Raw genomic sequence first — 12308 nt, 5'->3', positions numbered from 1 at the left:
CAGAAGGCAGGCTTCGACCTGGTCTGGTTCGGCATCTTCGTGGTGCTGCTGGTCGAGATCGCCGAGGTCACGCCGCCGGTGGGCTTCAACCTGTTCGTGCTGCAGAACATGACCGGAAAAGACAGCAACGTGATCGCCCGGGCGGCCATTCCGTTCTTCTTCTGCCTCGTGCTGTGCATCGCGCTGATCACGCTGTTCCCGGGTATCGTGACGATCCTGCCTGACCTGGTGATGGGCAAGGAGCGCTAGCGCGGCAGCCCGCGCGGCGCGGGCGGATTCAACTAGTTGTCGAGTCCGCCGTCCGGCATCTGCCGCGCATACACCGCGAGCACGATGCGCTCGGAGTGGATGAGGTAGTCGTTCAGCGCCGCCGAGCCCTCGGCGAACTTGCCGGCCTCGATGAGTTCGAGCAGCTTCGTGTTCATGTCCACGTAGGGCGCGTGCAGGAACTCCGGGTCTTTCAGCAGCCCGAAGGCCAGCCGCAGCTCGACCAGGATGTGGGCGAACAGCACGTTCAGCCGCTCGCTGTCGGCCAGCTCGACGATGCCCTTGTGGAACTCCATGTTGGCCGTGCCCACGCCCAGCCAGTCGCCAGCGTCGCGGCATTTCAGCGCCATCTCGACCGCCTCGCGCATGTGCTTCTTGGCGGGGTGGCGCGGGTAGGCCTGCGCCAGCGCCTGGCACTCGATGAGCCGGCGCACGCGGTAGATGTCGATGATCGACGCGATGCTCGGCACCGCCACGAACACGCCGCGGTTCGGCGCGTGCTTGAGCAGGCCTTCCTTGGTCAGCGTGCGGAACACCTCGCGCAGGGTGTTGCGCGAAATCTCCAGGCTGTCGGCCAGCGCGGCCTCCGACAGCCGCTGCCCCGGCGAGAACTCGCCCTTCACGATCTTCTGGCGGATCAGCTCGGCCACGCGGTCGTTGAGCGTGAGCGCGCCGGCGGCCGGCGAGGCGGGGGAGTTGGGGGAATCCAGTCGGGTCATGCCGGTCGGTCGGAGGGGAAAAGAGAGGGGCGCAGCGAGCCTGCGTTGTAACAGACGGCTCCCGTGCCACGCGGCGCCCATGCACCGAAACGCACCCGTTTCAGGGTTTTCATGGGGGTATTCAGGCACTGTTGTTGGGCACACTACATGAAATTGTTCAACAACTTGTTTGAAATGAGTGATTCATAAGAAATGAATTGCTCATTCATTGGCATGAGGTTTGCATCAATCGACCGCACCGGTGCCCCTGCGCCGGTGTTTTGCATTGCAACGAAAGACCAACCATGACACCTGAAGTCCCCCTGTGGCCGCTGATCGGCGTGGCCGTGATCATTGCGGGGTTCATCCTGCGCTTCAATCCGATGCTGGTGGTGATCGTCACGGCCATCGTCACGGCGTTCGCCGCCGGCTTCGGCCCGATGGCGATCCTCACGGCCATCGGCACCGGCTTCATCAAGACGCGCAACCTGCCGCTGATCATTCTTCTGCCCCTGGCAGTGATCGGCCTGCTGGAGCGCCACGGCCTGCGCCAGCACGCGCAGAACTGGATCAGCCGCATCAAGTCGGCCACCGCCGGTCGCCTGCTGATCGTCTACCTCGCGGCGCGTGAACTCACGGCGGCCATGGGCCTGACCAGCCTGGGCGGCCATCCGCAGATGGTGCGTCCGCTGCTCGCGCCGATGGCCGAAGGCGCCACCGAAACGCGCTACGGCAAGCTGCCCGACCGCATCCGCCACAAGCTGCGCGCCTACGCCGCGGCCACCGACAACGTGGGCCTGTTCTTCGGCGAAGACATCTTCGTGGCCTTCGGCGCCATCGTGCTGATGACCACCTTCCTGCACGAAGCCGGCATCGACGTGGAGCCGCTGCACATCGCGATGTGGGGCATTCCGACGGCCATTGCCGCTTTCATCATCCACGCCTGGCGCCTGCGCCGGCTCGACCAGGCACTGGCCCGTGAGTTGGGCGGCGCTGCAGAAGCCGACGTGCCCGCCACCGCCGTGCCCGCCAAGGAAGGACGCTGAGCATCATGATTCTCTCGATCCAGCACCTGTACCTTCTGGTCGGCTTCATCCTCGCCGTCACGGCCGTGATGACGCTGGCCGACCGCCAGCATCCCAAGCGCTACACCAGCGCGCTCTTCTGGGGCATCTATGCGCTGGTCTTCCTGATCGGCGACAAGCTGCCGCCCGCGCTCGTGGGCGCCGGTGCGATCGGCATGGCCGTCATTGCCGGCCTGCGCGGCGTCGGCGCGGGCAAGCACCGCGAGCCCACGCCCGAGCAGTACCAGGCCAGCGCCACGCGCCTGGGCAACAAGCTGTTCATTCCGGCGCTGGCGATTCCGCTGGTCACCGTGATCGGCACCGTGGGCATGAGCCACATCAAGCTCGGCGGCACGCTGCTGCTCGACCCCAAGAACACCACGCTGGTGAGCCTGGGCATCGGCTGCGTGGTGGCGCTGGCGCTGGCCTGCTGGCTGACGCGCGAGACGCCCGTGCAGGGCATGCGCGAGTCGCGCCGCCTGACCGACGCGCTCGGCTGGGCCGTGGTGCTGCCGCAGATGCTCGGCATGCTGGGCCTGGTGTTCTCCGACGCCGGCGTGGGCAAGGCGGTGGCGCACATCACCACCAGCTACATCAACATGGACATCCGCTTCGTCGCCGTGGCCGTGTACGTGCTGGGCATGGCGCTCTTCACCATCATCATGGGCAACGGCTTCGCGGCCTTCCCGGTGATGACGGGCGGCGTCGGCGTGCCGGTGCTGGTGGGCGTGTACCACGGCGACCCGGCCGTGATGGCGGCCATCGGCATGTTCTCGGGCTACTGCGGCACGCTCATGACGCCGATGGCGGCCAACTTCAACATCGTGCCCGCGGCCCTGCTGGAGCTGCCCGACAAGAACGCGGTGATCAAGGTGCAGATACCCACGGCGGCCGCGCTGCTGGTGGTCAACATCTTCCTGCTGTACTTCCTGATGTTCCGCTGAGGCACCGCGCATGACGATCGCCACCGATGCCAAGGCACGCCGCGTGCTGCTCGCGGGCTTCGAGCCCTTCGAGAACGACCCGGTCAACCCCGCGTGGGAAATTGCCCGCGCGCTCGACGGCTGGACCTGCGAAGGCGCCGTGGTGCAGGCGGTGCAGCTGCCCTGCGTGTTCGGCCGCGCCATCGACACGCTCGACGCTGCATTGATCGGCTCGCCACTGCAGCTGGTGCTGTGCATCGGCGCGGCGGGCGGGCGCACCGAAATCTCGATGGAGCGCGCCGCGCTGAACATCGACGATGCGCGCATTCCCGACAACGCCGGCCAGCAGCCCATCGACCTGCCCGTGGTCAGGGACGGCCCGGCGGCCTACTTCTCGACGCTGCCGATCAAGGCCATGGTGCGCGACATGCGCGCGGCGGGCCTGCCCGCGGCCGTGTCGAACAGCGCCGGCACCTTCGTGTGCAACCACATCTTCTACGCGCTCATGCACCGGCTCGCGACGCGCCCGGCGCTGGCGCACACGCGCGGCGGCTTCGTCCACGTGCCCTACCTGCCCGAGCAAGCCGCCTCGAAGCCCGGCGTGGCGAGCATGGCGCTGGCCGCGCAGGTGGAGGCCTTCCGCGTGGCGATCCGCACCGCGCTCACCGTGCGCCACGACGTGCGCGAGACCGCCGGCCGGCTGCATTGATTCCTGAGGCGTGCCGTGCACGCCGGAGACCCCCGATGAACATCGACTTGAACAGTGACCTCGGCGAAAGCCTCGGCGTCTGGCGCATGGGCGACGACGCCGCCATGCTCGACATCGTCAGCAGCGCCAACGTGGCCTGCGGCTTCCACGCGGGCGACCCCGCGGGCATCCTGCGCACGCTGCGCCAGGCGAAGGAACGCGGCGTTGCAGTGGGCGCCCACGTGGCCTACCGCGACCTCGTCGGCTTCGGCCGCCGCAACATGGACGTCGACAGCGCCGACCTGCGCGCCGACGTGATCTACCAGATCGGCGCCTTGAAGGGCCTGGCCGCCGCGGCCGGCACCGAGGTGCGCTACGTGAAGCCGCACGGCGCGCTGTACAACACCATCGCGCACGACGAGCGCCAGGCGCGCGACGTGATCGCGGCCCTGCGCGAGATCGACGCCAGCCTGGTCCTCGTCGCGCTTGCGGGCTCGCCGCTCGTGGGCTGGGCCGAGGCCCAGGGCCTGCGCGTGGTGGCCGAGGCCTTTGCCGACCGCGCCTACACGCCGCAAGGCACGCTGGTGTCGCGCCGCGAACCCGGCGCCGTGCTGCACGACGCGCACGACGTGGCCGAGCGCATGCTGCGCCTGGCCAACGAAGGCACCGTCACCGCCATCGACGGCAGCGTGGTGCGCATCCGCGCCGATTCGATCTGCGTGCACGGCGACAGCCCCGGCGCGGTCGAGATGGCGCGCCGCGTGCGCGAGCGGCTCGTGCAGGCCGGCGTGACGATCCGCCCCTTTGCCGAGGCAGCGACCGCATGACGACCTCGATGCGCTTTCTTCGCGTCAACCTCAATGCCGTGCTGGTCGAGCTCGACGACCTGGCGCAGACGCTCGCGCTGCTGGCTTCGCTGCGCGCCGAGCCCCTCGCCGGCATCGACGAGCTGGTGCCCGCCGCGCGCACCATCCTCATCACCTTCCGCCCCGCCGTGCTGTCGGCCGCCGCACTGGCACACGCCGTGCGCCAGCGAAAGCTCGACGCCCGCGAGGCGCGCATCGACAAGCGCATCGAGATCCCCGTGCGCTACGACGGCGAAGACATTCCCGAAGTGGCCGGCCTGCTCGGCATCACGCCCGACGAGCTGGTGCGCCGCCACACCGGCAGCGACTACACCGTTGCCTTCACCGGCTTCGCGCCCGGCTTCGCCTACCTGAGCGGCGGCCACCCCAGCCTGAACGTGCCGCGCCGCGCCGTGCCGCGCACCCGCATCCCGGCCGGCGCGGTCGGGCTCGCGGGCAGCTTCAGCGGCGTGTACCCGCAGGCCAGCCCCGGCGGCTGGCAGATCATCGGCGTGACCGACACGCCCATGTGGGACCTGTCGCGCGAGACGCCGGCGCTGTTGCAGCCCGGCGATGCGGTGCGCTTCGTCGATGTCTCGTCGTTGAAGGTGGCGCTGCCGGTGGCCGAGAAGGCTGTCGCGGCACCCGCGCCTGCTGCCATCGAAGGCGGCAGTGCCTTCGAGGTCCGCGCCGCTGGCTTGCAAGCGCTGTGGCAGGACGGCGGTCGCCACGGCCAGGCGCGGCAGGGCGTGTCCGCCTCCGGCGCGATGGACCAGCGCTCGCTGCAAGCGGCCAATCGATTGGTCGGTAATGCGTCAGACGTGGCCTGTCTCGAGCTGGCGTATGGCGGCTTCCAGTTCGTCTGCCGCGGCGACGCCGTGATGGCTGTCACCGGCGCCGACGGCCCGCTCACGCTGACCCGCGCTGACGGCGCGCAATGGCCGCTGCCGCGCTACCAGCCCGTTGCGCTGGCCGACGGCGACACCGTCACCTTCGGCGAGCCCGTCGCCGGCATCCGCAGCTACCTGGCCGTGCGCGGCGGCTTTGCCGTGGCGCCCGTGCTCGGCAGCTGCGCGACCGACACGCTGGCCCGCATCGGCCCGCCCGCCGTGGCGGCAGGCGATGTGCTGCCAGTGCGTAGCGTTGCCATTGGCGCCGTCGTCGGTGCCACCGAAGCATCACCGACCGACCTGCCCACCGTGCAGGAAGAAGTCGTGCTCGACATCGTGCTCGGCCCGCGCACCGACTGGTTCACCGCCGACGCCGTCGAGCGCCTGTGCAGCCAGCCGTGGTCGGTGACGCCGCAATCGAACCGCGTCGGCATCCGCCTGAATGGCGAAGCGCCGCTGGTGCGTGCCAACACCGCCGAGCTGCCCAGCGAGGGCACGGCGCGCGGCTCGATCCAGGTGCCGCCCAGCGGCCAGCCCGTGCTGTTCCTGGCCGACCACCCGCTCACCGGCGGCTACCCCGTGATCGCGTCGGTCGTCACCCACCACCTGGACCGTGCGGGGCAGATCCCCGTGAACGCCCGCGTCCGCTTCCAACCGATGGCCAGCCACGGCGCCATCGAACTTTAATTTGAGATCGAGAGTCCCGCGATGAAAAAAGTCCTGATCGCCAACCGCGGCGAAATCGCCGTGCGCATCGCGCGCGCCTGCGCCGACCACGGCGTGCAGTCGGTTGCCGTCTACGCCGATCCCGATCTGAATGCGCTGCACGTGCGCCGCGCCGACGAGGCCTACGGCCTGGACGGCCACCGCCCGGCCGACACCTACCTGAACATTCCCAAGCTGCTGGCCATCGCCAAGCGCAGCGGCGCCGACGCCGTGCACCCCGGCTACGGCTTCCTCTCGGAAAGCGCAGCCTTCGCGCAGGCCGTGATCGACGCCGGCCTGACGTGGATCGGCCCTTCGCCTTCGGCCATCGCCACGCTGGGCGACAAGGTGCAGGCCCGCAAGCTCGCCCTGAAGGTCGGCGCGCCGCTCGTCGCGGGCACGGCCGACCCGGTCAGCAACGCGGGCGAGGTGCTCGCCTTTGCCGAACAGCACGGCCTGCCGATCGCCATCAAGGCGGCCTTCGGCGGCGGCGGGCGCGGCATCAAGGTCGCGTGGCGGCTCGACGAGGTCGAAGGCCTCTACGAATCGGCCGTGCGCGAAGCCATCACCGCCTTCGGCCGCGGCGAGTGCTACGTCGAGCAGTTCCTCGACCGCCCGCGCCACGTCGAGGCACAGGTGCTCGCCGACACGCACGGCAACGTCGTCGTGCTCGGCACGCGCGACTGCTCGCTGCAGCGGCGCAACCAGAAGCTGGTGGAGGAAGCGCCCGCGCCCTTCCTGAGCGACGCACAGCGCGAGCGCATCCACCAATCGGCGCGCGACATCTGCGCGGCCGCCGGCTACACCGGCGCCGGCACCGTCGAGTTCATGCTGAGCGCGAGCGGCGCGATCTCTTTCCTCGAAGTCAACACGCGCCTGCAGGTCGAGCACCCCGTGACCGAGGAGACCACCGGCATCGACCTCGTCATCGAGCAGCTGCGCATCGCCGAAGGCCTGCCGCTGTCAATCAAAGAGACGCCCGCACCGCGCGGCCACTCCTTCGAATTCCGCATCAACGCCGAAGACGTGGGCCGCGGCTTCCTGCCGACACCCGGCCCCGTCCATGTGTTCGACGCCCCCTCGGGCCCGGGCGTGCGCGTGGACACCGGCGTGGACGCCGGCTCGCAGGTGCCCGGCACCTTCGACTCGCTGATGGCCAAGCTCATCGTCACAGGCGCCACGCGCGCCCAGGCCATCGCACGCGCACGCCGCGCCCTCAAGGAATTCCGCATCGAAGGCCTGGCCACGGTGCTGCCGTTCCACCGTGCGGTGATGGCGCACCCCGACTTCGTGTCGGAAGACGCCTTCAAGGTCCACACGCGCTGGATCGAGACGGACTTTGCGAACGACGAAGCGGCAGGCATGCGACCTGATCCGCTGCCGGATGCGTCGCTGCACCGCACGGCCATCGAGATCGACGGGCGGCGCTTGTCGCTGGGATTGCCGGCGGAGTTGCTGCGTGGGTTGGCGTCGGCGGGTGGTGGTGCTGCTGCTGCGCCTGGCGTTGTGGCGAACGCACCGGCCGCCGATGCCGCTGCTGTGGCTGCGCCGGTGTCGGGCACCTTGCAAGGCTGGAAAGTCGAGGACGGAGACGAGGTCGCCGAAGGCGCGGTGATCGCGGTGATGGAGGCGATGAAGATGGAGATGCAGGTGGTTGCGCACCGCGCGGGGCGCATCGTGTTCGCGGCGGCGGCGGGGGGCTATGTGGCGGCTGGGACGGCGATCGCGCGCATTGACATTGAGTGAGTGAGGGCGGTCAAGGTCTTGCAGGCGCGGGAGAAGGCCAAGGCTGCAACGCGATCGGCAAAGTTTCCCAAATTTCTGGCACACGCTCTCCGGGATAGAACTTGTCCCGGCATGCGGGACGCATCAGGCAGTACTGCCGAGGGTTGATGAGTTCAGGATTGGGGAACTGGGGGTGTCCCGGTGCGTACTGAGATGCATAGACCTTGATCTGATCGCTAGGCAGGAATGCCACCCAGAAGTAGCCCCCTTGAAAGCCGGTGTACCGAGGGACCTCCACCACCGTGGTGTAGAGGCCCTCGGGCTCCTTGGCATACAGCAGGTCATTGCGCCACTTGATGGTGACTTCGAGGCCAGGGTGCCAGATCGTTGGCAGGCCAATGGCGGTGGCGGTGCTCCTGCCGCCGGCATAGGTGCCGACATTGCCCGCCCATTGATCGTTCACATAGAAGACGCCGATGGGAACGTTTGAATAATTCAGCCCTTCGACTTGCAAACCGATGCTTTCACGCGCGACCTCTGCGGGTGACGGTTTGTTCTTGACGTCGCAGCCAGTGGTCAGTGCTCCGACACACAGAATCGCCATAGGCACGAACGCGAATGCGGCCGGCTTGCGCGAAAGTTGTGTGGAATATCGCGCCTCGTACGCCGCTGCGGTGTGAGTCCTTGTCGCATTGCGTGCGCTCGTGACGAGGGCTTTGTGCAGAAGGTTGTTTTTGGTGTCTTCGAAGAAGAAGCCAAAGTACAACTCCTTGCCGCTCATGCTCGCTGACCAGATCACCAAGGTTGAGGATTGGCCCGCTGATAGTTGGCAGCCTCGAGATCCCATTGCGCCCGCTGGGCGCGTTTTGCTTTCGCAATACTGATCTGCTGCTTGTTGCGTGCCTCAACGGCTTCGCGGATCACCGCATCGCCGCGATTCCCGAAGTAGATTCGACGGAACTTGGCGATTCCAAAGCCATTGGCTTGAAATTCCGGCATGCCAAATCCGATGAACCCCGCCATCGAGTCATGCACCAAGTTCAGGAAAAAAGTGGAAATTTCTGCAGGTACCGGGTCTGCCTTGAGGCTTTCCAGCAACAGGAGAGGCTCGCGTTCCATGTCCGTGTCGTGCACTTCCGCTTGCAGGTTGTCTTGCAACCAACGGCGCCACTTGGTCACATATTCCGGCGCCTTGCGCGCGAGTGCTGCGGCTGTCGCTTGAATGCCCCCATCTTCCAATACCTTCCCACGCTTGTAGGCTGTGGAAGCCAATTCCGCGATCGCCCAAAGTGGCAATAACATCTGAACACCGAAGCCGAACGCGAGTGGTTGCTTGAGGCGATCGTCCTTTCCCCCGCTCCCAGCCATGCGGCTATCGATTTCTTCCAAGATGGCCGCGACGACTTGAATCAACGCGCGCTGCGTTGCCCTAAGCCAATCCAACTCACCGTCGTAGTTTTCCCCTTGGTTCGGGCGGGTGCTCGCACGAGCCCATTCTGGTGATGCTTGCAGGCCTCGGTCCAGCATTTTCCAGCGATGCGTGAAGTACCAGCTCATGTGCTGGCGATGCATCATTTCAACGGGGCCAGGTGTGATACCCGCCATCTTGTAGTAGGCGTTGAAGGCCGCGACGGTAGCGCTGTGTGGAACCAGTGCCTTGGTCACTGCAGCAAGGTCCAGCGCGGCCAGTTGTGTTTCCGTGAGAAACGGGACACCGGCCTCGATTGCGGCGCAGTACATCTCATAGCCGGGGATTCGTGCAAGTTGACGATCGTCTTGCACCCAATCATTCTTGCCGAGGCACATTGGCATGTAGCCGCCTCCTACGTCCGAATGCGAGCCGGGATAGACGTATTCCTTCGCGTTGGGAGGATATCTACCATCGATACGCACAGAGTCCAGGGGAAAACAGGCACGCACTTCTTGGCCCGCGACCAGGTGCAGGCACTGCTCTACGCCCTTATGGATCTGCATGTTGTCCCACGCCCAGCTTTGTCGGCCTTCCATGATGCTGTACAGGCCCGCTGCGCCAACGGAGGAAACGGTGTCGAAGATTCCGAGGAACTGCAGGCGCACAGGAATTCCGGCGAACTCCCACCCTTGGCCTTTCTCTTCGCAGAGTTCATAGAACCAGTTGACAAACGCTCGCGCCTCTGCGGCCCCGCGCGAAAATCCGTAGACGCTGAGATTGATCTGCGTGACTTGCGGGGTACGGTTCTTCAGCGCAGCTTTGAGCTTGGTTTGCCATTCGTCCTTAAGCGTGCGACGTCGAAGAAAGGGGACGATCAAGCCACTGCTGCTCAACTGGTCGGCGAGCGAGCCCGCCGTCTCGTCATCAATGATGTCGCCCTTGTAGACATACTGACTGACAGCATTGAATACGCGCGTCAGTCCCCAAATGATTCTCGGCTCTCCATTCCATGCGGCGATCGAGCCGAGCTTTTGTGCGAGCTTTCCAAAGTATCCGACCCCATCGTCGCCGATCTTGTCGAAGGGCGTGCCTACGCCAGGGATGTAGTAGCGGTAGTAACCAGTAGTCCCGACTCTGGCGGTAGGAAACGCGTGATACAGCCTCACGACGTTGCTGTGTTTCTGTTGGCGAGGTTCCTTGCGTGGCTTCACAAAGTCTTGGACTTCGTTGTTGCCCGTTCCGTCAAAGAAAAGTCCAATAAAGATGTCACCGGAGCAACTGAGCTTCGCGCCCTTGAAATCGGTTGTTGGGTCGCCAGCAGCTGAGCAAACAGCTTTGACGCGTTGCATCTGCTCCTTGTTGCTGAGCGGCCGTTCTCGGCTGCGCGTCTTGCCCAAGGCTGGATTGAGGGCGGATTCGATGTTGACGCTCATTCTGGAAGAGTCCCTTGCTTTTCGTCCTCGAGCAATTGAAGGCTGGTTTTCCAAGGGAGCTTGTCTCTTTCGCTCATCGGATAACGTGGGTGCTCGATGCCATAGCGCGAAACAACGATCTTGACTTGGTGGTCCGCGTAGAAATGAACCTGAACACTGCCAGCTCGCTTGTTGGGGTACTCGGGGATGTCGACCACGGCTTCATAAGACGGCGGTTCCGAGGTGTATCTGGAACCATACGTCCATGTCACTCGGGCTTTCATGCCGGGATGCCATCGCCTTGGGAGTGCCGCGCAACACGTACTCCCTGTTTCGCCACTTTGGGGGGCAAGGTTCGAGCCGCCTGCGCCATCGACGGAGAAGCTCAGAATCGCACGATTGGGCAAGTGGTTGTAGCCGCCTACGGAAGCCGTCACTGTGTCCTCGCTGCAGGCAATCGAACTGGCGGCGATGGTTGCACAAAGTACCAGGCGCTTCAAGCATGAGGTGGCGAGATTCAACCCCCTCGGAACCTTTCCCGCGTTCGATGTGGCCGGACGCGCGAGTGTGTGGACTGGATCAGAAGGACGCATGGTCTAGACAATACTTTCTGCCACGAGTCGCTCGCCCAACCCATTGGGTGGCCAATCGCCTTCAGCAAGCACCTCGGTCAGTCGAGGATTGGAAAAGAATGCACTGCCTGTCAGGCAGGCGGCAGTTGCCAGCGCGACCTTGTCGGTCCACGAATCAATGCCATTCGTCTGCGCAAGAGTGCACGTGGAGGCAAGCAACTCGTAAACGGTTGCGCGGGAAGCGTCGGCCGGGATCACATCGAACATGTGCTGCACAAGATAGTCGAGCAGAGTGTCGGCTTCTGAACGATCGACCAAGGTGCCGAGTTGGTGTGCATCCAGTTCTATTTGAAAGGCAGGTGTCGTGTCCGCATCAGTCAGCGCGCAGATGCTCGGCTGACCCGTCCTGTCGATGTAGAACCAGCTCCGCACTGATGATGTCAGGGCGGCCCATTGATCGGGGTTCAGCACTGACGGCAACATGGGAAGCACACGTGTATCGGCAAAGCGAAGCAGCAATTTTTGCCCATCTGCTGTGTAGACCCAATGATGCGGTTGCCACTGATCGAGCAATTCGCTCATGGTGGCGTCGGCAGCAAGCACCGAAAGCATGGGGCGCTCGCTGCAATGACGAAGCAGTCTTTTCAGTATGTCGAGGTCCGATGATGGGTGACCGTCCAGCGCGAAAAGTCGAGGTGCTACGTCCCCGAGCGGTTCAATGTCTAGGCTTCTGTAACAAGAGATGCCGCCAAGGTAGTCGAGATTTACTCGCTGCTCATGGTCGAATGCGGTATCGACGAGGGCGAACCAATATGCCTCAGGGTATGCGGTGATCTGCTGCTGAAAGTAGTCGAGGACTCTCGTCAGATCGGTAGGGTTCTGACCGAAATAGAAGTGGCTCATGACAAGACTGCTGCGACAGGACTGCCGGCTCGCAATGCCTTGAGCAAACAAGGCACACACACGCTGCTCGGGAACTGCGGCAGTGGAAAGCTCCCCTGCACCGGCCCCGCCAACTTCCGCTGCACCGCGTGATAAGTGATCTTCCCCGGACACTCGAAGGTGATGTCCCCATCCTGCAGCGTGATCGACGCGCCCTGCGCCGTCG

13 protein-coding genes are annotated in these 12308 nt (G+C 65.1%); 7 read left to right on the top strand and 6 right to left on the bottom strand.

The features are described from left to right. Nucleotides 1-249, top strand: a 249-nt coding sequence (locus AC07SQ_RS30465; protein WP_495273656.1) for a TRAP transporter large permease subunit, incomplete at its 5' end; no start/stop codon positions are given. 32 nt (nucleotides 250-281) lie between these two features. Here AC07SQ_RS30465 and AC07SQ_RS30460 read toward each other — a convergent pair. After that, nucleotides 282-986 (bottom strand): GntR family transcriptional regulator, encoded by a 705-nt coding sequence (locus AC07SQ_RS30460; RefSeq protein WP_495273655.1) that lies wholly within the window; start codon nucleotides 984-986, stop codon nucleotides 282-284. Between the two features lie 284 nt (nucleotides 987-1270). Here AC07SQ_RS30460 and AC07SQ_RS30455 point away from each other — a divergent pair, with 284 nt between their 5' ends. The 6 genes from AC07SQ_RS30455 to AC07SQ_RS30430 are packed head-to-tail and all read left to right on the top strand — an operon-like array spanning nucleotide 1271 to nucleotide 7826. Then, nucleotides 1271-2011, top strand: a complete 741-nt coding sequence (locus AC07SQ_RS30455) for a DUF969 domain-containing protein (protein WP_062477421.1) — start codon at nucleotides 1271-1273, stop codon at nucleotides 2009-2011. A 5-nt stretch (nucleotides 2012-2016) separates the two neighbouring features. Continuing rightward, nucleotides 2017-2973: a DUF979 domain-containing protein gene (locus AC07SQ_RS30450; protein ID WP_095950363.1), complete on the top strand. Its 957-nt coding sequence runs from the start codon at nucleotides 2017-2019 to the stop codon at nucleotides 2971-2973. Between the two features lie 10 nt (nucleotides 2974-2983). After that, the gene (gene pcp, locus AC07SQ_RS30445; RefSeq protein WP_495273654.1) at nucleotides 2984-3661 is read left to right on the top strand and encodes a pyroglutamyl-peptidase I; all 678 of its coding nucleotides are present in this window, start codon (nucleotides 2984-2986) and stop codon (nucleotides 3659-3661) included. A gap of 35 nt (nucleotides 3662-3696) precedes the next feature. Beyond that, on the top strand, nucleotides 3697-4467 hold the full coding sequence (locus AC07SQ_RS30440) for a LamB/YcsF family protein (RefSeq protein WP_495261409.1): 771 nt from the start codon (nucleotides 3697-3699) through the stop codon (nucleotides 4465-4467). An 8-nt stretch (nucleotides 4468-4475) separates the two neighbouring features. Beyond that, nucleotides 4476-6062: a 5-oxoprolinase subunit B/C family protein gene (locus tag AC07SQ_RS30435; protein ID WP_495273657.1), complete on the top strand. Its 1587-nt coding sequence runs from the start codon at nucleotides 4476-4478 to the stop codon at nucleotides 6060-6062. 21 nt (nucleotides 6063-6083) lie between these two features. Beyond that, entirely contained in the window at nucleotides 6084-7826 is a 1743-nt protein-coding gene (locus AC07SQ_RS30430) for an acetyl/propionyl/methylcrotonyl-CoA carboxylase subunit alpha (RefSeq protein WP_495273653.1), read from the top strand. A gap of 10 nt (nucleotides 7827-7836) precedes the next feature. Here AC07SQ_RS30430 and AC07SQ_RS30425 read toward each other — a convergent pair whose 3' ends face one another. From AC07SQ_RS30425 to AC07SQ_RS30405, 5 genes are all read right to left on the bottom strand, one after another. Beyond that, nucleotides 7837-8586 (bottom strand): DUF3304 domain-containing protein, encoded by a 750-nt coding sequence (locus AC07SQ_RS30425; protein ID WP_495273652.1) that lies wholly within the window; start codon nucleotides 8584-8586, stop codon nucleotides 7837-7839. A 14-nt stretch (nucleotides 8587-8600) separates the two neighbouring features. Further along, on the bottom strand, nucleotides 8601-10649 hold the full coding sequence (locus AC07SQ_RS30420; RefSeq protein ID WP_495273651.1) for a T6SS phospholipase effector Tle1-like catalytic domain-containing protein: 2049 nt from the start codon (nucleotides 10647-10649) through the stop codon (nucleotides 8601-8603). Continuing rightward, nucleotides 10646-11149, bottom strand: a complete 504-nt coding sequence (locus AC07SQ_RS30415; RefSeq protein ID WP_495273650.1) for a DUF3304 domain-containing protein — start codon at nucleotides 11147-11149, stop codon at nucleotides 10646-10648. The genes AC07SQ_RS30420 and AC07SQ_RS30415 overlap by 4 nt, the downstream gene beginning before the upstream one ends. Nucleotides 11150-11224: 75 nt before the next feature. Continuing rightward, complete coding sequence (locus AC07SQ_RS30410) at nucleotides 11225-12103, bottom strand: DUF4123 domain-containing protein (RefSeq protein WP_495273649.1); 879 nt, start codon at nucleotides 12101-12103, stop codon at nucleotides 11225-11227. Next, on the bottom strand, nucleotides 12100-12308 hold a 209-nt coding region (locus AC07SQ_RS30405; RefSeq protein ID WP_495273648.1), incomplete at its 5' end, for a hypothetical protein. The genes AC07SQ_RS30405 and AC07SQ_RS30410, both read right to left, overlap by 4 nt.

The organism is Variovorax sp. GW821-FHT06D12, from assembly GCF_059419205.1.
Note: the sequence above shows the minus strand (reverse complement) of the source record. Positions and strands in the feature narration are given on the sequence as shown.

Bases quoted from the DNA above. Each gene is read 5' to 3' on its own strand.
- AC07SQ_RS30460 (WP_495273655.1), bottom strand. From the start codon at position 986: ATGACCCGACTGGATTCCCCCAACTCCCCCGCCTCGCCGGCCGCCGGC.
- AC07SQ_RS30455 (WP_062477421.1), top strand. From the start codon at position 1,271: ATGACACCTGAAGTCCCCCTGTGGCCGCTGATCGGCGTGGCCGTGATC.
- AC07SQ_RS30450 (WP_095950363.1), top strand. From the start codon at position 2,017: ATGATTCTCTCGATCCAGCACCTGTACCTTCTGGTCGGCTTCATCCTC.
- pcp (WP_495273654.1), top strand. From the start codon at position 2,984: ATGACGATCGCCACCGATGCCAAGGCACGCCGCGTGCTGCTCGCGGGC.
- AC07SQ_RS30440 (WP_495261409.1), top strand. From the start codon at position 3,697: ATGAACATCGACTTGAACAGTGACCTCGGCGAAAGCCTCGGCGTCTGG.
- AC07SQ_RS30435 (WP_495273657.1), top strand. From the start codon at position 4,476: ATGCGCTTTCTTCGCGTCAACCTCAATGCCGTGCTGGTCGAGCTCGAC.
- AC07SQ_RS30430 (WP_495273653.1), top strand. From the start codon at position 6,084: ATGAAAAAAGTCCTGATCGCCAACCGCGGCGAAATCGCCGTGCGCATC.
- AC07SQ_RS30425 (WP_495273652.1), bottom strand. From the start codon at position 8,586: ATGAGCGGCAAGGAGTTGTACTTTGGCTTCTTCTTCGAAGACACCAAA.
- AC07SQ_RS30420 (WP_495273651.1), bottom strand. From the start codon at position 10,649: ATGAGCGTCAACATCGAATCCGCCCTCAATCCAGCCTTGGGCAAGACG.
- AC07SQ_RS30410 (WP_495273649.1), bottom strand. From the start codon at position 12,103: ATGAGCCACTTCTATTTCGGTCAGAACCCTACCGATCTGACGAGAGTC.